Raw genomic sequence first — 17,361 nt, forward strand, 5'->3', positions numbered from 1 at the left:
CCGGTCAGCCGTCCGTCCTCGGGAACGTGACCTCCACCCGGCGGTTCTTCTTGCGCCCCTCCTCCGTGGAGTTGTCGGCGATCGGGTACTGCTCGCCGTAACCGCGCACGTCGAAGGTGACGTTCGGGTCGTTCAGGTCCTGGTCCAGGACTCCCTGTACGGCGTTGGCGCGCTGGCGGGAGAGGACGTCGCCGTGCGCGGAGGAGCCCAGGTTGTCCGTGAAGCCGAAGACGCGGACCTGGGTCGCGTTCTGCTTCCTGATCTCGTCCGCGATCGCCGAGATCCGCGACTTCGCGGCGTCGCTCAGCTTGGCGCTGTCCTTGCTGAACAGCACCTCGGCCTGGAGGGCGAAGGTGACGTCCGCGTTGGTGTCCTCCCTGCGCTCGTCACCGCTCTGGTCCTCCACGACCGACTTGATGTCCAGGACCTTGGGCGCGGCGAGGGTGGCGCCCTCGGGGAGCTTGAGGTCGGGGTCGGTCGGGTCGATCTTCATCGGGGCGGAGGCGGAGGGCTCGGTGCCCGGGGGGACGCTCGGGGCGCCGCCGTCGGCGCGGGCGGCCGTCGCGCCGTAGAAGTTCGTGACGAGGAGGAGCGTGGCGGCGCCCAGGGTCAGGGGCAGGCGTGGTGTGGTCACTGCGGCCTCACCCGGAGATCTTGATCGTGCCGCTGGAGAAGGTGGGGAGCTGGAGGGTCACGTCGGTGGTGTCGGCGGGGGGTGCGGGGAACTGCATGAAGACGGGGATGGTCTGGCCGGCCTGGATCTGCGTGAGTCCGGTCGTGGTGAGCGGACGGCCGTCCGTGTCCCGAAGCACGTAGTACCGCTTCTTCCCCTTGGAGTCCACCAGAGTGGCGCCGCCGAACGACGTGTCGTGGCGTGCAATCTCGGTCTCGTCGCCCCGCAGAGCCACAGGGACGACGACCATTTGGGAGCCGTCGTTCTTGAGGTTCGCGTTGACGGTGAGGAAGCCGCCAGAGTCCCGGACAGCGGAGGTCACTTGAAGGACCAGGCCGGAAGGACCCTGGAGTTCGGCAAGGGGGGCCGCGGACTGCCCCTCCTGCGCACTCGGCTGGGATCCACCACTCGGAGAGGCCGAAGCCGACGCGCCGGGTTTCTTGTCGCCGCCGTCACCACCGCCGCCGCATCCGGCCACGCCGAAAGCCAGACCTGCTGCGACGGCCACCGCCACCATCCCCCTGCGAGCCGTCGCAGTGCACCGAATGCTCATCGCTCCGCTTCTTTCTTCACTCGTCGATTCGCTTGTCAGTCGGCCAGGTGGACGTCGAAGAGGTCCTCGGGGCCCGGGAGATGCGTGAGATCGGTCGGGTCCAGGGTCCAGTTCCGATCCCTGCAGGTGAGTTCGGGCAGTACGCCCGCCGTGCCCGTCAGCGTGAACGTGCAGAGCGGATCGATCACGGCGGTGGCGTGCGCCGTCGACCTCATGTTCTCCGTACCGGGCACGACGGAGTCCCCGACGGTCTTGTTCGTCTCGGCGTCGACCTTGTAGCTCAGCGGAGGCTCGGGCGTGCACTGGGCCGTCGCGTCGTTCTGTGCCGCCAGTTCGGTGGCCCGCCAGCAGGAGTCGGCCACCGACACGTTGCCGTTGAATATGTCCTGCCACTTGGTCGGGTCGAGTACGTCCTTCACCCACTGGTCCGCAAGCTCGTCACGGGTGTTCACGGCCGCGGCGAGCGCCGCCGCGTCGGCGGCCGTCTGGGCGCCGTTCCGGTTCACCGCGGCCTGACCGACCGCAAGGTAGGCGAACGCGAGAAAGAGCAGGCCGCCCACTACGGTGATGTAAATGGGGAAGGCCTGCCCGGAGTCGCCGTAACGACGGACGCGTGTCACACGATTTTGGCGATCTGGTTCAGGATGGCCTGCAGCACCGCGTTCCCGATACTCGTTCCGGTCACCGCCAGCACGATCGCCACCACCACCGCGATGATTCCCAGGTACTCGACCGCGGTCTGCCCCCGGTCGTCGGCGCGCCGCTGCATCGCAACAAGCATCCTCAACATCAGGTCGCTCATGGTGCTCCCCTCCGGGTTCGGTACCGATCGTGGCACCGTACGGCGGAACATACCCTTCGGTGGAGGGTCTCAGGACCCAAATCCGGACCCAGTTCATCCGCAGCTCACCCCCAGCCACTTGGCCGTCGCCTGGGCGCGGGTGGTGGTGTGGAGCTTGGCGAAGATGCGGTTGATGTGGTTCTTGACCGTCTTCTCGCTGATGAAGCAGACGGCGGCGATCTGCCGGTTGTCCATGCCGGTCGCTATGAGGTCCATGATCTCCGCCTCCCTGCCGCTCAGTTGAAACCGGGACTGGGTAGACTGTCTCACATTTGATTGCATGTGCGAAGCTCTTTGGGGAGAGAAATTACCCCGGGAGTCTTTTAGTTCTTCTTGCCGGTGTGCAGTCGCAGCGTTCCTGATGTGCGCCAGCAACGCCTTTGTGGCCGTCGGTGTGAAGTGCGGTCGGCCCGCGCCCACGTCCCGTACCGCCTGGGTCAGCTGGGCGGTGGTGAACTCGCCGTGGACCAGGTAGCCGGCGGCGCCCAGGCGTACGGCCTCCTGGACGAGGGCCGTCTCGTCGCTGTACGTCAGCATCATGACCGGGGCGAGCCTGACCAGATGGGGCAGTGCCGCCATGCCGTCGACGCCCGGCATGCGGACGTCGAGGAGGATGACGTCGGGGCGGTGGCGCAGGGCCGCCTCGTACGCCGCGCGGCCGTCCTCGGCCTCGGCCACCACCGTGAGGTCGTCCGGTGCCGAGAGGATCGTCGTGAGGCCCGCGCGGATCACCGGGTTGTCGTCGGCCACCAGGACGCGCAGGGCCGGCGGCGGGGGGTCCGCCTGCTCCGGGAAGGGGGGCTGCGGCATCGAGGGGCCTCCTCTCGTCTCCGTCATGGCAGGGGGAGCTCCACTCGGACCTCCGTGCCCCGGTCCACCGACAGCTCGATGCGGGCGCCCACCGACGCCGCCCGTTCCGTCATGCCGAGCAGGCCGAAGTGCCCGGCGCGGCCCAGGTCTTCGGGCGTCGCGTCCGCGGGGAGCCCCCGGCCGTCGTCGTGGATCGTCAGCAGCAGGTGGGTCGAGTTCGTCTCGGCGCGTACGTCGACCCGGGTGGCCCGCGCGTGACGGTGCGCGTTCTCCAGCGCCTCCGCCGCGATGCTCAGCAGCTCGCGGGAGGTGGCGGCGGGCAGCGGGACGGGAGTGGCCGGGCCGTCGTACGTCGCGCGGAGGGCCGTGCGTGCGGTGAAGTCGGAGACCAGCGCGCTGAGTTGAGGCAGGACGTCGGGGGCTGCGCCGTCCGGCTGTGCGCGCAGGTCCGTCAGGAGGTCACGGGACTGGGCGGCCGCCCTGCGGGCCGCGTTCGCCACCAGATCCGCCTGCTGGCCGATCAGCGCCGGGTCCAGGCGGTCCGGGGACGCGGCCGCCGACTGCGCGAGGCCGTCCGCGATCAGGGCGACGCCGTACAGGGTCTTGGTCACCGTGTCGTGCATCTCGCGGGCCAGCCGGACGCGTTCGGCGCTCACCGCCTCCGTCGCGGCCAGCCGGGCCCTGGTCTCGGCCAGCGCCTCGGTGGCGGTGCCGAAGCGGAGCATCAGCGTGCGCAGGGTCGAGCCCATCGCGCCGGTGATGACGCAGAGGCCGGGCAGCAGGAGGGACTCGGCCACGACCGTGTGGTGCCGCAGGGTCGCCTGGACGAGCAGCAGGATCAGGGATTCGAGTGACGCGAAGACGGCCGCTCCGCGCCAGCTGTAGAGGAGGCCGGCGAGGAGCGGGGTGCAGACGCTGACGTACGCCAGGGTGGTGTCGGGGCCCGCCGAGACCAGGAGGAGGGAGCCGAAGAGGGCGTCGACGGCCAGCAGGGCGGGGTGGCGCAGGAGGAGGGGGCCGAAGCGCTGCCAGTCCCGGAACAGGACGTACGAGACCATGAAGGTGACGACCACCGCCGAGCCGACCAGGCGGGCGCCGAGGCCGGGGGTGGCGTTGAGGAGAGCCGCGGGGGTGGCCACGGCGATCATCGCGAGCCGGAAGCCGAAGACCTGCCGGCACATCGCCTGGAGTGCCCGGACCTCGACCTTCGTCCCCCGCTCGCCGCCCCCACCGCTCCCAGCCTGCTCGGCCCGCCCATCCCGCCCGGCCTGCTCGGCCCGCCCATCCCGCCCGGCCTGCTCGGCCCGCCCATCCCGCCCGGCCCTCTCGGCCCGCCCATCCCGCCCGGCCCTCTCGGCCCGCCCGTCCCCCTCGGCCCACTCGGCCCACTCGGCCCTTCCGGCCCTCCCGGCCCGCTCGTCTGCCTCCCTCGGCGGCACGGTCGTAGTCACCCCCGTCTACTTCCCCGTGACCGACCCGAAGTTGATGCCCGAGCCCAGCAGCAGTCCCGTCGCGAGCAGGAGCATCGTCGCCGGGACCATGAACGTGGTGATCATCAGCGTCGCCTTCGGGACCGCCCGGGCCGCCTTGCGGCGGGCGTTCTGGGCGTCCGTGCGGCGCATGTCCTTGGCCAGCGCGACCAGGGTGTCCACGATCGGTGCGCCCAGTTCCTCGCCCTGCTGGAGCGCCGTCACGAACATCGCGACCTGTTCCGAGTCGTTCCGCCTCCTGAGCTCCGTGAAGGCCTGGCGGCGGCTCATCCCCAGGTCCATCTGGCGCAGGGTGATGTGCAGTTCGTCCGCCCACGGCCCCTCGTAGTGCGTGGCGACCCGGTCCAGCGCCTGGCGGAAGCCGAGGCCCGCGCCCACCACCACCGCGAGGACGTCCAGGAAGTCCGGCAGGGTGCGTTCGATGACGTCCTTGCGGACGCGGATCGCCGACCAGATGCCGACCTCGGTCCAGAACGCGCCGAACAGGAGCAGGACCAGGGCGATCAGGTACTGGCCGCGCAGGAGGAAGACCAGGAAGCCGGTCCCGCCGAGCGCGCCGTAGACCGCGCGGCGGGCAGCGTAGCGGTCGATGGTGAGGCCGCCGGGGTTGCCCGCCAGGTCGATCTTGCGCCGGTACTTGGCGACCAGCCGCGGCCCCATCAGGCGGAGCACCGCGGGGGCGTAGCGCATGCCCATGCGGTCGATGAGGGAGTTGGCGGCGCCGGTGCGGGTGGCGCCGATCTCCAGGGCTGTCGCGAGGTCGGTGGGGAGCTTGACCTCCGCGCGGTACATGCGGACGCCCGCGAACACCCCGTAGACGCCGAGGGCCATCAGGAGCGCCAGGAGCAGTGCCATCTTCACGACCCCCTACACGTCGATCCGGCTCAGGCGCCGGATCAGGACGAAGCCGACCGCGTACAGGCCGAAGGCGATGACGACCGCTCCCTGGCCGAGCGCGGAGCCCGTCATGCGGTCCAGCGTGCCGCTCTTGACCCCGTTCATCAGGAACAGGGCGCCGATGCCGAGGACGGGGACGGCGTACGACGTCATCGTCACCTGGGACAGCTGCGTGCGGATCTCGCGGCGGGTCTCCTTGCGCTCCTCCAGGGTCTCGGTGAGGTTGCGCAGGGCGGACACCACCTGGCCGCCCGCCCTGTTGGAGAGGACGAGGGTGGTGACGAGGACGACCAGTTCACGGGAGGGGAGGCGTTCCGCCAGTTCGCCGAGCGCGTCGTCCAGGGAGTGGCCGATCGCCAGCTGGTCGGCGACCTTGCCCAGTTCCTCGCCCGCGGGGGCCTCCAGTTCCTCCGCCGCCATGCCGATCGCGGTGCGCAGGGCGAGGCCGGCGTGGGTGGCGTTGGCGAGGATGCGGGCGAGTTCGGGGAGTTGGCCGATGAACCGTTCGATGCGTTTCTGGCGCTGCCAGTTGAGGAACTGGACGGCGGCGAAGACACCGAGCAGGCCGGCGATCGGGCCGAAGAAGGGGGCGAGGGCGGCCTGGCCGATGAGCCAGAGGGCCACGACGGCCGCCAGCATGTAGGCGAAGAACTCGCCGGGCGTCACGTCCAGGCCGGTGGCCGCGAGGCGGAGTTCGAGGCGGCGGCCGACCCCGGTGCCGCGCAGCCGGCGGTCGAGGGTGCGGAAGCGGCGCCGGCGGCCGGACAGCGGCACCTGACCGGTGCCGGAGAGGCGGTCCACCAGGGCGGCGCGCTGGGCCCGGCCGGAGGCGTAGCTGTGCAGGCCCACCACGGCCAGCAGACACGCCAGCAGCGTGACCCCGGTGGTCAGGGTGACGAGGTCGTGCAGAGGCATGGGGCTACCTCGCTTCTCGGGTGGTGAGCTGGTCGAGGTGCTGGGCCACGCCGAAGGCCTGCGGGATCGGCTGGCTCGCCATGTAGAGGCGGTCGGCGGTGCGGCGCGGGAGCGGGAAGTACTGGAAGGCGCCGTGGACCCGGCCGTCGTGGGTCATGGGCAGGGCGTCGAAACGGGCCACGGTCGCCAGCCGGTACGGCTCGCTGCCGTGGCTGTCGAGTACGGCGATCTCGGTGATCCGGCGGGCGCCGTCGGCGAACCGGGTGAGCTGGACGATGACGTCGACGGCGCTGTTGATCTGGTCGTGCAGGGCGACGAAGGGGACCTCGACGTCCGACATGGAGGCCAGCGTCTGGAGCCGGGTCAGGGCATCCTCGGCGCTGTTGGCGTGGACTGTGGCGAGCGACCCGTCGTGGCCGGTGGACATGGCCTGGAGCATGTCGAGGGACTCGCCGCCGCGGACCTCACCGACCACGATCCGGTCGGGGCGCATCCGCAGCGAGTTGCGGACGAGGTCGCGGATGGTGACCTGGCCCTTGCCCTCGACGTTCGCGGGCCGGGACTCCAGGCGGACCACGTGCGACTGCTGGAGCTGGAGTTCGGCGGAGTCCTCGATGGTGATGATGCGCTCGTGGGCGGGGATGAGGCCGGAGAGGGCGTTGAGGAGGGTCGTCTTGCCGGTGCCGGTGGCCCCGGAGACGATGATGTTGGACTTCGCCTGCACCAGGCCCGCCAGCAGGAACACCATGGGCTCGTCGAGCGAGCCGAAGCCGATCAGCTCCTGGAGGGTGAAGGAGCGCGGGAAGCGGCGGATGGTGAGGGTGGGGCCGGTGAGCGAGAGCGGCGGGATGATGACGTTGACACGTTCGCCGGAGGGCAGGCGGGCGTCGACCATGGGGTTGGACTCGTCGACGCGGCGGTTGACCGTCGAGACGATCCGTTCGATGGTCTGCATCAGCTGGTCCGCCGAGACGAAGCGCAACGGCAGCTGCTCCACCCGGCCGCCGCGTTCCACGAAGATCGCGTCGGGGCCGTTCACCATGATCTCGGTGATCGACGCGTCTTCGAGGAGCGGTTCCAGGATGCCGAGCCCCAGTGCCTCGTCGACCACGCGGCGGATCAGCTGGGAGCGTTCCACCGTGGACAGGACCGGGCCCTCGCGGCTGATGATGTGACCGAGGACGCGTTCGAGACGGGCCCGGCGCTCGGCGGCGGCCAGCGCGCTCATCTCCGCGAGGTCGATCTCCTCCAGGAGTTTGGCCCGGTACGAGGAGACCAGGTGGCCGTCCTCGCCCCGGCTGCCGTTCTCCTCGGGGGAGTTGATGCGTGCCCGCAGGCTCATGGTGCCGTGCTCCTCGTTCCGTGGTCGACGGGCATCGTGGCGGACTTGGTGGCGTTGCCCAGGTCCCAGACGATCTTCGGGATGTGGACGGTGGCGGTGACGGTGACGGAGTCGCCGCCGCCGGAGGAGGCGCAGCTCACGTCGATCCCGCCGCTGACCGCGCCGGCGCAGGCGGCGCCGACGTCCTGTTGCAGGGAGGCGGCGCGGGCACCGGCCCGGGCCGCCGTCCCGGCCTGCTCGGCGGCGTAGGCGACGGCACCGAGCTGGATGCCGGCCAGGCCGACGACGAGGAGGATCGGGACGAAGCCGAGGTACTCGACGGCGACCTGGCCGCGGTCGCGGGGCCGCCGACGGGAGTCCGGTGGGGGGTTCGGACGGGGGTTCGTCAACGCTTCACCTCCTCCACCGTGCCGGCGTGGCCGTGCACGGTGACCGGGAAGTCGATCGTGCCGGGGAACAGGACCGGGACGCGCAGGGAGACGTCCGCGACGACCGTGCCGGTGCCGCCGCAGCGGTCCACCGTGGCGCCCTCCCGCCAGGCGCCGGAGAGGTCCTTCAGGGCGGCGGCCTGGCAGACGCCGAAGCGTTCGCCGCGCGGCACGGCCGTGCCGGCGCGGGCGCCCTCGTCGGCGGCGTTCCCGGCGAGGGTGAAGGCGTAGCCGGTGAGGACGGCCTGCCAGACGAGGACGAGGGTGAGGATGATGACCGGCGTCATGCCGATGAGCTCGATGGAGACCTGGCCGCCGTCGCGCGGTCGCCGGTCGGGTGCGGGTGCGTGGGGGCCGGTCGCGCAGTCCCCCGCGCCCCTGAGGGGGCGCTCACGGTGGCGCCCTGCTTCTAGGGGCGCGGGGAACTGCGCGGGCAACCCCCGCCTGGCCGCACCCGACCGACGCCCCGCACGCCCCCTCACGGCAGTTCCTTCCGGCGCCGGAATCCCACGGACGCCCTGCGCGGCACCGTCCGCTCCCCCGTCCGCAGCAGCCCCAGCTCCCCCGCCAGCGCCCACAGCGCCTGCCGTACGGTGCTGCGCGCGTCCAGCTCGTGCATCCGCCCGGCGTCCACCGCCCCTTGGAGTTCCTTGAAGTTGGCGGGGACCGGGGTGCCCGCGACCGCCGTCCCGGTGATCCGCTGGATCAGGGCCGGCTGGATCTCGGTGGCCCTCGTGTACCGGTTCACCACCACCGTGGTCTCCTCCGCCTTGCGGATCTGCAGCCGGTCCCACATCCGCACCGTGCGCTTGGCGGCGCGGACGGCGACCACGTCCGGCGTGGTGACCAGCAGGGCCAGGTCCGCGGTCTCCACGGCCGCCGCCCCGGCCCCGCCGAGCTGGGCGCCGCAGTCCACGACCACCACCTCGTAGCGGGAGCGCAGGGCGCTGAGGATCTGGCGGGCGGCGCGGTCGGTGACCTCCTCGCCGCGTTCGCCCTCGGCGGGCGCCAGCAGCAGCGCCAGCCCGGAGTCGTGGCGGAAGACGGCCTCGGCCATGACGCGTGGGGAGATGTCGCCCACCGCGGCGAGGTCGGCGACCGAGCGGCGGAACTGGACGTCCAGGTAGGAGGCGATGTCCCCGGTCTGGAGGTCGAGGTCGACCAGGGCGGTGGGGTGGCCGGAGGCCTGCGCGGCGAGGGCGATCTGGACCGCGACCAGGGTCGCGCCGGTGCCGCCCTTCGCGCCGCTGACGGTGACGACGGTCCCGCCGACGCCGGCCAGGACGTCGGCGCCGTGGCCGAGGTGCCGTCGTACGCCCGTGGACCACTGGGCGACGGCCTGCACGCGGCCCGCCAGTTCCTCGTAGCCCAGCGGGAGCCCGACCAGGCCGCGGGCGCCGGAGTCCATCGCGGCGGCGAACAGGCCGGGGCTGGTGTCGGTGGTGACGAGGACGACGCCCACGGCGGGGAAGCGGAGCGCGACCTCGCGGATCAGTTCCAGGGCCGGGACCGGGCCGATGCGTTCGTGGACGACGACGACCTCGGGGAGTTCGTCGACCGACTCGGCGGCGAACCGGGCGAGCAGGTCCACGAGCTGGGTGGAGTCCACGACGGGGGCCAGCGGTTCGGCGTCCGGGAGCTGGCTGAGCAGGGAGACCAGGGACCGGGCGGAGTCCGCGTCACCGACGGCGGGGAGGATCCTGATGGGCATGCGAGGCGCCTCTCACTTGTCCGTCGCGAGTTCGTACGTACGGTCCTTGTCCGGCACGCTGGTCGTGGTGCCGGGGGCGACCAGGGCGAGCCGGACCCGCTGGGCGAAGGACTCCGCGTAGGTGAGGCGCTGGGCGTCGAGCGTGGACAGCGCGAAGGTGATGGGGACGGCGTCGGTGGGCTGCTGGTTGCGGTCCGCCGGGTCGACGTAGCTGAGCTGGGCGCCGACGTCCAGGACCCGGGCGTTGGTCACGATGATCTTCGACTGGTCGGGGGCGCTGGCCTGCTTGCCCTGGAAGGTGGCGTAGACGTTGACCAGGGCGCCCGGGGTGATCTTGCCGGCCACGCCGGTGGCCGCGTCGATCATGATGGCGACCTCCTGCTCGCCCGGTTTCAGCTCGGGCTGGTCGACGACCATGTCGGTCTGGAGCAGGGAGCCCTTCTTCAGCGTGGTGACCGCGATCTTGCCCTGGATCTCGCCGAGGCTGGTGACGGCGTTGGCGGAGAGCCACCGCTTGGGCATCTCGACCTTCTGGAACTGTCCCGCGGTGAGTGTCGTGTACGGCTTGACGTCCGACCGGACCTTGTACGCGGTGACCTCGGGGCCGACCTGCGACTTCACGTCGTCGATGACGGAGAGCACGCCGGCGAAGGCGGCGAGCGCGCAGAGCACCGACAGGATCAGGAGTATCACGCCGCGGCGCTGACGGGAGTTCATGGACCGTGCGACCTCATCGGGGAAGCGGAGGAAGTGGGGGAACCGTGCGGTGGGCGGTACGGGTTCGTCCGGGGCGGCCGCCGCCCCGGCCGTCAGGCGGGCATGCGCTGTTCCAGGGCGCGGGGCGCGGGCGGATCGTAGACGGGCGGGGTGGCGGAGCAGAAGACGCAGCGGTCGCCGATGACGTCGATGCCGCACCAGTGACAGCTGGTCTGCCGTACGGAGGTGACCAGTTGGTAGAGGACCGACAGGTCGGCGAGGTAGCTGGTGAACTCGATCAGCCGGCCGGTCCCCCACCACTGGGCCGACTCGGCGGGCAGCGGGGTCTCGCGCAGGCCGTGCGCGCCCCAGGACGTGGCGAGGCCGCCGATCCAGTCCGACTGCAACTGGCCCCTGGCGACGAGCAGCCAGGTGCTGAACTCGGGGCCGCCCAGCACGGCGTCCGGGCCGACGCGGACCAGCTGCGGTTCGGGGTGTGCGACGACCGCGAACTGGGTTCCGGGCACCCAGGACTTGGCGTGCGCCTTGAGGGTGACCGGGACCCGGTCCAGCTTGGCGACCGAGCCGAGGACGGCGCCGCAGTGGAGGTAGTGGGTGAGCAGCCGGCCGGCCGAGGCGAGCACGCCGGGGCTGAGGTCGCAGGTGGCGAGCTGCCGCAACTGCCGGGCCAGCACGGCGATGCCGAGGGGTGGCAGGTCCGGGCGGAAGAGCGCGATCCGGTCGCTCTCCAGGAGGGAGCGCAGGGTGTGCAGGCGCCGGGTGACGGTGTCCGGCACGGCGCCGGAGTACACGACGACCACATGTCCGTACTGCTCGATGAGGGCCACGAACTCGGCGAGGGTCTGTTCGAGCGGGCGCTTGTCGAGGTCCTTCAGGACGATCGCGGGCATGGTCCGCTCGTCCTGCACCGGCAGCGCCATGTCGGCGCTGGTCACGGCAATGGCAGTTGGCACGCGCAGCTCCCCGCTCTTCACACCCCGGCGGCTCACCGGTGTTACTCCAGAGAGCCGGGACGACTTCATTGCGTGACTACCTCAGCACTGTAACCACGCCTCTGTGGCCGGAGAACAGCGTTTGTGCAGCTGTCTGGGATCTGTGACCACACAACCAGCTCCAAATCGGGACAGGTTGAGCATATGACCGGGGCCTGAGGCGGTACGAAATTTGGTCTGGACCTATTGACAGGAGAATTGGTCTGGACCAACTTGTTTGTCATGCCCAGACTCATCCCCCGACCGGCGTCCCCCGGCACCGGACGGCGACGCCTCCGCACCTGGTCGGCCGTGGCCACCCTCGCCACGGCCCTCGCGATGGCGGGCCTGACCGCCGCCCCCGCCTCCGCCGCCGACGTCAACAACGCGAAGAACCCCGGCTTCGAGTCGGGCCTGTCCGGCTGGACCTGCTCCGCGGGCAGCGGCACGACGGTCTCCTCCCCCGTCCACTCGGGCAGCGCCGCGCTGAAGGCGACCCCGGCCGGGCAGGACTACGCCCAGTGCGGCCAGACGGTCGCGGTGAAGGCCAACTCGACCTACACGCTGAGCGCCTGGGTGCAGGGCGGCTACGCCTACCTGGGCGTGACCGGCACCGGCACCACGGACGTCTCCACCTGGACCCCGGACTCCGCGTCCTGGAAGCAGCTCTCGACGACGTTCACCACCGGTTCCTCGACCACCTCGGTCACGGTCTGGACCCACGGCTGGTACGGCCAGGCCGCCTACTACGCCGACGACGTCTCGGTCTACGGCCCCGACGGCGGAGGCGGCTCAGGACCGGGCCCGACCGTCCCGGCGACCCCCGCGGGCCTCGCGGTCTCCGGTACGACGTCGTCCTCGGCGTCCCTGTCCTGGGGCGCGGTGTCCGGCGCGACCGGCTACAACGTCTACCAGAACGGCGCCAAGGTCTCGGCGGTCACCGGCGCCTCGGCCACCGTCACCGGACTCGCGGCCTCGACGTCGTACTCCTTCCAGGTCACCGCGACGAACTCGGCCGGTGAGTCGGCGAAGTCGGCGGCGGTGACGGCGACGACCACCGCGACCGGCACGGGGGGCGGCGGCGCCCTGCCCAAGCACGCGGTCACGGGCTACTGGCAGAACTTCAACAACGGCGCCACCGTGCAGAGGATCTCGGACGTGCCGTCCTCGTACGACATCGTCGCCGTGGCCTTCGCGGACGCGACCGGCACCCCGGGCGCGGTGAGCTTCAGCCTCGACTCGGCCGGGCTCGGCGGCTACACCGTCGACCAGTTCAAGGCCGACATCAAGGCCAAGCAGGCGGCCGGCAAGAAAGTGATCATCTCGATCGGCGGCCAGAACGGCACGGTCTCGGTGAGCGACTCGGCGTCCGCCACGAACTTCGCCGACTCCGTGTACGCGCTGATGCAGACGTACGGCTTCGACGGCGTCGACATCGACCTGGAGAACGGTCTCAACGCCACCTACATGAGCCAGGCGCTGCGCGCGCTGTCGGCGAAGGCGGGCTCGTCGCTGATCATCACCATGGCCCCGCAGACGATCGACATGCAGTCGACGTCCAACGCGTACTTCCAGACGGCCCTGAACATCAAGGACATCCTCACCGTCGTCAACATGCAGTACTACAACAGCGGTTCCATGCTGGGGTGCGACGGCAAGGTGTACAGCCAGGGCTCGGTGGACTTCCTCACCGCGCTGGCCTGCATCCAGTTGCAGGGCGGGCTCGCGCCGTCCCAGGTGGGTCTCGGTCTGCCGGCCTCGACCAGCGCGGCGGGCAGCGGCTACGTGTCGCCGACCGTGGTGAACAACGCGCTGGACTGCCTCACCAAGGGCACCAACTGCGGCTCCTTCAAGCCGTCGACGACGTATCCCGCCCTGCGCGGTGCGATGACCTGGTCGACCAACTGGGACGCGTCCGCCGGGAACGCGTGGTCGTCCTCGGTGGGCGCCCACGTGCACGCCCTGCCGTAACGGCTGAGGGTTCCCGGCGGCCCAGCGCGCCGCCGGGACCGGGGCCGCGGGGCGCTACGGCTGCCGCCGACCGCAGCCGTCGCACCCGCAGGTGCCGAGCTCGAACCACACGGTCTTGCCCGGCCCTTCCTGGTGGCAGCCCCAGCGCCGGGCGAGTGCGTCCACCAGGTACATCCCCCTGCCGCCCTCCGCGAGGCCCGCGTCCAGGACCCGCGGCGGGCGGCGGTCCTCGTCGGTGACCTCGCAGCGCAGCAGTCCGTGCGAGGCCGACAGGGTGAGCCGGAAGCGGCTCGCCGCATGGCACAGCGCGTTCGCCGCCAGCTCGCCGGCCAGCAGCTCGCACACGTACGCCACGTCGTCCTGGTCGGCCAGCCCCCACTCCTCCAGCTGCCGCCGCACCGCCGCCCGGGCGTCGCCCGCCGCCGTCGGACGCGGCTCGTACTCGACACTCAGATGCCCGGCCCGGGTCGGGGGCTGCGGATACGCGGCGTACGGGGGGCCGGTGTCCGGCAGCCGGCCACCGAAGGGTTGCAGCATGCCGTCCAGCGTGCCGGTGACCGGCTCCCCGCACAGGGGGAGGAATACCTGATCGGGTACCCGCGTACGGGGAGCCTCGGCAGTACGCGCGTACGGCGTCCCGCTCACGCGTACTGGACGCGGATCCTCGCCCCGTCGCCCATCACCCCGTCCCGCACGTCGACGTACGCGCACACCTGGCGGGTGAACCACAGACCCTGCCCGGGCTCCGGGTCCCCGCTGCCCGGCGGCACGAACCCGGCCAGCGGATCCGCCACGGCCCGGCACAGCCGCAGTTCGCAGACGCAGCCCGGGGCCTCGCCCCAGGCGAGGAACTCGATGACGGGTCCGTGCGCCTCGGCCGCCTCGGCCACCGCCCGCGTGAACAGCTCCGCCTCCGCGGGCGCGAGCCCCTGCCCGGCGGCCCAGTCCCGCACCCCCTCCACCGCCGTCAGCCGGACGGCCGACCGCGGGGACGGCGCCAACGGCACGGCGTCCAACTCCTTCACCAGTACCTCCGGTTGCTCGTACACCCCGGTGCCGGGGTGGGCACGGCGGGCCGCGTCGACCACGGCGTCGCCGGCCGTCCGGGTGTCGTACGCGCACATGGCCGTGGTGGCGAAGGGGGCGAACAGCAGGTTGGCGAGGGACTCGTAGCGGATCCACTCGGCGCTCTCCCGGACCGAACGGCCCGCGCGTCCGGCCCAGTCGGGCTCCATGAGCAGGTGGACGCGGCCGCCGGGTCCGGCGTTCGCCGCGAGGAAACCGGCGCCCTGCGCCACGGCGTTGGCGGCCGTGCCGGTGTACCAGTCGGTGTGGTCGATGAAACCGACGTCCTTGGCGTCGGTGCCGAGCGCGTCGCGCAGGACGGCCAGGTGGGCCGGTGCGGCGATGGCGACCGGCGGCGGCTCGTCCGGCGCGGCCAGGCCCTCGGCGAGGAACGGCAGGGCGGCCGCGAGGAACGCGTCGTCCGAGCCGAACACGGCCATCCGGTGGTCGAACCGCCCCTGGGCCGCGGCGGGGCGGGCGCTCGTACTGCTGCTCATCGGGTCTCCATTGCGTCAGCGCCGGGCGGTCACCCAGGCGGCGATCTGGCTGCGGTTGCGGAAGCCGAGCTTGCCGAGGATGCGTTCCACGTGGCCCTCGGCGGTACGGCGGGCGATCACCAGGCGGTCGGCGATCTGCTGGTTGCCGAGCCCCTCGGCGACGAGTTCGGCGACCTCGGTCTCGCGGCGCGTGAGCCGGACCGGAGCCGTCCCCGGCTCCGGGCGCGTCCGGGGCCCCGGCGGCCGCTCGTCGAGCGCGTAGGCCACGATCTCCTCCAGAGCCGACGCGCCGCCCCTGTCGTACGCGGCCTCGAACCGGTCCGGCCCGAGGGCGGTCCTCGCGTGCTCCTCGCAGGCCCGGCGGACCGAGTTGAGGGCGATGGAGCCCCAGCGGTCGCGGTCGATGTCGGACCAGACGCGGTCGGCGCCGCCGAGGAGTACGGCGGTGCGCTCGGCGGCGCCCAGTCCGTCGGCGATCCTCGCGAGCAGGTCCAGGGTCAGCCCGATGCCGATCACGTCGTGGACGTCGAGTTTGCGGCGCAGCGCCTCACGGGCGTGCGGCTCGGCCCGGCGCCAGTCGGCGCGGACGGCGTGGGCGAGGGCGAGGATGCGCAGCACGTAGGAGCGGACCCAGTCCTCGCCGTGCGCCTCGCAGAGCCGCACGGCCCGCGCACAGACGGCGACGGCCCGCTCGGCGCCGCCCAGGAAGGCGTGCGCACAGGCGAGTTCGACCAGGTCCAGGCCGTGCAGGCTGAGGTGCTGGCCGGGTACGGGCCCCCGGGCGACGGTGGTCTCGAAGTGGGCGCGGGCGGCGGGCAGGTCGTCGGCGAACAGCTGCACGACCCCGATCACGTAGTCGGCGTGGGCGGCTTCCGCCGGGTCGCCGAGCCGCTCGGCGAGGGCACGTGCCTCGCGGGCCCGGCGCAGGCCCCGGGTGAGGTCCTCGGGGCTGCCGGCGAGCAGGGCGGAGACCCAGAGGGCACGGGCGCGTTCGGGGGTCGGCTCGGGGTTGGCTGCGAGGGCGCGGTCGAGCCAGTGGCGGCCCTCGCGCGGGGCTCCGCAGGCATGCCAGTAGAACCAGAGGGTGCCCGCGAGCCGCAGCCCGGCGTGCACCCGGCCGGGGGTGGCGAGGCTGAAGTCGAGGGCGGCGCGCAGGTTGTCCTGGTCGGCGCGGAGCCGGGCGACGGTCTCCCGCTGGCCGGGCCCGAACCAGGCCGCCTCGCAGGCGGCCGCGTGTTCCTGGACCCGGTTCAGGTGCCGGAGCCGGGCGGCGGCCTCCTCGCCGGGGCGTTCCCGGAGCCGGTCGAGGCCGTACTGGCGGAGGGTGTCGAGGAGCCGGTAGCGGGCGGGGCCGCCGGCCGGGGCCTCCTCGCGGGTGAGGACGGACTTGTCGACCAGTCCGGCCACGGCTTCCAGGACGTCCGGCGGGCGCAGGTCGTGGCAGACGGCTTCGGCCGTCTCCAGGTCGAAGCCGCCGGCCAGCACCGAGAGCCGCGCCCACGCCGACCGCTCAGGACCGGTGCACAGCTCATGGCTCCAGTCGACGGCCGCGCGCAGCGTCTGGTGGCGGGGCAGGGCCGCGGGGCTGCCTGCGGTCAGCAGCCGGTAGCGGTCGTCGAGGCGGGCCAGGAGCTGGTCGAGGCCGAGGACGCGCATCCGGACGGCGGCGAGTTCGATGGCGAGGGGCAGCCCGTCGAGGCGACGGCACAGCCGGGCGACGGTGGCCCGGTTGGCGGGGGTGAGCCGGAAACCGGGGAGCACGGCGGCGGCACGGTCGGCGAAGAGGGCGAGGGCGGGGTGGGAGCTGGGCGCCGAGAGGTCCCCGTCCGGGTCGGGGACCGCCAGCGGCCGCACTTCCAGGAGGTGTTCCTCGGTGAGCCCGAGGCGGTGCCGGCTGGTGGCGAGGACCCGGACCGCGGTGGTGCCGTGCAGCAGGGCGGCGGCGAGACCGGCGCAGGCGGCGAGCAGGTGCTCGCAGTTGTCCACGACGAGCAGCAGGCGGCGGTCGCGCAGCCGCGCCACGAGCGCGTCCAGGGGCGGCCGGGCGGAGTGGTCGTGCAGTCCGAGGGCGTCGGCCGCGGCCAGCGGGACGAGTTCCGGGTCGCGCAGGCCGGCGAGGGCGACGTGGCGGACGCCGTCGGGGAAGGCGCGGGCGACCCGGGCCGCGATGTGCGTGGCGAGCCGGGTCTTGCCCACGCCGCCGGGGCCGGTGAGCGTGACGAGGCGGGCCTTCGCCAGCAGCTCACGGCCGGCGGCCTGTTCGTCCCGCCGGTCGACGAAGCTGGTCGTCTCGACCGGCAGGTGGCAGCCCCCGCTCGGCGCCGGTCCGCCCATGATCAGCGAGCCCTCCTCTCGGCCGTGGGTCCACGGTGCCGTGGCGGGCCGGGGAGGGACAGGCGGGGGTCACGCCGGCGAGTGCACTTCGGGAAGGGCCGGGTCCCCGGGCTGCGGGTGGGCTATAGTGCGGCGCTTTCGTTCGG

General features: G+C 72.4%; 18 protein-coding genes. 1 reads left to right on the plus strand and 17 read right to left on the minus strand.

Annotated elements, in window-relative coordinates; translation table 11 throughout:
- Positions 1-4: 4 nt before the first annotated feature.
- The 14 genes from AB0958_RS07780 to AB0958_RS07845 all read right to left on the minus strand — a co-directional run bounded on the left by AB0958_RS07780 (position 5) and on the right by AB0958_RS07845 (position 11,399).
- Entirely contained in the window at positions 5-634 is a 630-nt protein-coding gene (locus tag AB0958_RS07780) for an OmpA family protein (RefSeq protein WP_366889435.1), read from the minus strand.
- Between the two features lie 7 nt (positions 635-641).
- Positions 642-1,226 (minus strand): hypothetical protein, encoded by a 585-nt coding sequence (locus AB0958_RS07785; protein WP_366889436.1) that lies wholly within the window; start codon positions 1,224-1,226, stop codon positions 642-644.
- 35 nt (positions 1,227-1,261) lie between these two features.
- Entirely contained in the window at positions 1,262-1,846 is a 585-nt protein-coding gene (locus AB0958_RS07790; RefSeq protein WP_366889437.1) for a pilus assembly protein TadG-related protein, read from the minus strand.
- Positions 1,843-2,028: a hypothetical protein gene (locus AB0958_RS07795; RefSeq protein WP_132891207.1), complete on the minus strand. Its 186-nt coding sequence runs from the start codon at positions 2,026-2,028 to the stop codon at positions 1,843-1,845. Before AB0958_RS07795 ends, AB0958_RS07790 begins: the two co-directional genes overlap by 4 nt.
- 93 nt (positions 2,029-2,121) lie before the next feature.
- Complete coding sequence (locus AB0958_RS07800; RefSeq protein WP_366889438.1) at positions 2,122-2,877, minus strand: response regulator transcription factor; 756 nt, start codon at positions 2,875-2,877, stop codon at positions 2,122-2,124.
- A gap of 23 nt (positions 2,878-2,900) precedes the next feature.
- The gene (locus AB0958_RS07805; protein WP_366889507.1) at positions 2,901-4,058 is read right to left on the minus strand and encodes an ATP-binding protein; all 1,158 of its coding nucleotides are present in this window, start codon (positions 4,056-4,058) and stop codon (positions 2,901-2,903) included.
- Positions 4,059-4,334: 276 nt separating this feature from the next.
- Positions 4,335-5,222 (minus strand): DUF5936 domain-containing protein, encoded by an 888-nt coding sequence (locus tag AB0958_RS07810; RefSeq protein WP_366889439.1) that lies wholly within the window; start codon positions 5,220-5,222, stop codon positions 4,335-4,337.
- 12 nt (positions 5,223-5,234) lie between these two features.
- Entirely contained in the window at positions 5,235-6,179 is a 945-nt protein-coding gene (locus tag AB0958_RS07815; RefSeq protein ID WP_366889440.1) for a type II secretion system F family protein, read from the minus strand.
- 4 nt (positions 6,180-6,183) lie between these two features.
- A complete protein-coding gene (locus AB0958_RS07820) occupies positions 6,184-7,521 on the minus strand; it encodes a CpaF family protein (protein ID WP_366889441.1) in 1,338 nt (445 codons plus the stop codon).
- On the minus strand, positions 7,518-7,910 hold the full coding sequence (locus AB0958_RS07825) for a TadE/TadG family type IV pilus assembly protein (protein ID WP_366889442.1): 393 nt from the start codon (positions 7,908-7,910) through the stop codon (positions 7,518-7,520). The genes AB0958_RS07820 and AB0958_RS07825 overlap by 4 nt, the downstream gene beginning before the upstream one ends.
- On the minus strand, positions 7,907-8,236 hold the full coding sequence (locus tag AB0958_RS07830) for a pilus assembly protein (protein WP_366889443.1): 330 nt from the start codon (positions 8,234-8,236) through the stop codon (positions 7,907-7,909). Before AB0958_RS07830 ends, AB0958_RS07825 begins: the two co-directional genes overlap by 4 nt.
- Positions 8,237-8,427: 191 nt before the next feature.
- Positions 8,428-9,660, minus strand: a complete 1,233-nt coding sequence (locus AB0958_RS07835; protein WP_366889444.1) for a P-loop NTPase — start codon at positions 9,658-9,660, stop codon at positions 8,428-8,430.
- Positions 9,661-9,672: 12 nt separating this feature from the next.
- Entirely contained in the window at positions 9,673-10,377 is a 705-nt protein-coding gene (gene cpaB / locus AB0958_RS07840) for a Flp pilus assembly protein CpaB (RefSeq protein ID WP_366889445.1), read from the minus strand.
- A gap of 92 nt (positions 10,378-10,469) precedes the next feature.
- Positions 10,470-11,399 carry a hypothetical protein gene (locus AB0958_RS07845; protein WP_366889446.1) on the minus strand — a complete coding sequence of 310 codons (930 nt, stop codon included), beginning with the start codon at positions 11,397-11,399 and terminating at the stop codon, positions 10,470-10,472.
- A 192-nt stretch (positions 11,400-11,591) separates the two neighbouring features.
- Here AB0958_RS07845 and AB0958_RS07850 point away from each other — a divergent pair, with 192 nt between their 5' ends.
- Positions 11,592-13,319, plus strand: coding sequence for a glycosyl hydrolase family 18 protein (locus tag AB0958_RS07850; protein WP_366889447.1), 1,728 nt, complete (start codon positions 11,592-11,594; stop codon positions 13,317-13,319).
- 54 nt (positions 13,320-13,373) lie between these two features.
- Here AB0958_RS07850 and AB0958_RS07855 read toward each other — a convergent pair whose 3' ends face one another.
- The 3 genes from AB0958_RS07855 to AB0958_RS07865 all read right to left on the minus strand — a co-directional run bounded on the left by AB0958_RS07855 (position 13,374) and on the right by AB0958_RS07865 (position 17,215).
- Positions 13,374-13,856, minus strand: coding sequence for an ATP-binding protein (locus AB0958_RS07855; protein ID WP_366889448.1), 483 nt, complete (start codon positions 13,854-13,856; stop codon positions 13,374-13,376).
- 104 nt (positions 13,857-13,960) lie between these two features.
- Complete coding sequence (locus AB0958_RS07860) at positions 13,961-14,881, minus strand: MEDS domain-containing protein (protein ID WP_366889449.1); 921 nt, start codon at positions 14,879-14,881, stop codon at positions 13,961-13,963.
- 15 nt (positions 14,882-14,896) lie between these two features.
- Positions 14,897-17,215 carry a LuxR C-terminal-related transcriptional regulator gene (locus tag AB0958_RS07865; protein ID WP_366889450.1) on the minus strand — a complete coding sequence of 773 codons (2,319 nt, stop codon included), beginning with the start codon at positions 17,213-17,215 and terminating at the stop codon, positions 14,897-14,899.
- Positions 17,216-17,361: the final 146 nt, after the last annotated feature.

The organism is Streptomyces sp. NPDC006655 (assembly GCF_040703965.1).
Taxonomy (GTDB): domain Bacteria; phylum Actinomycetota; class Actinomycetes; order Streptomycetales; family Streptomycetaceae; genus Streptomyces.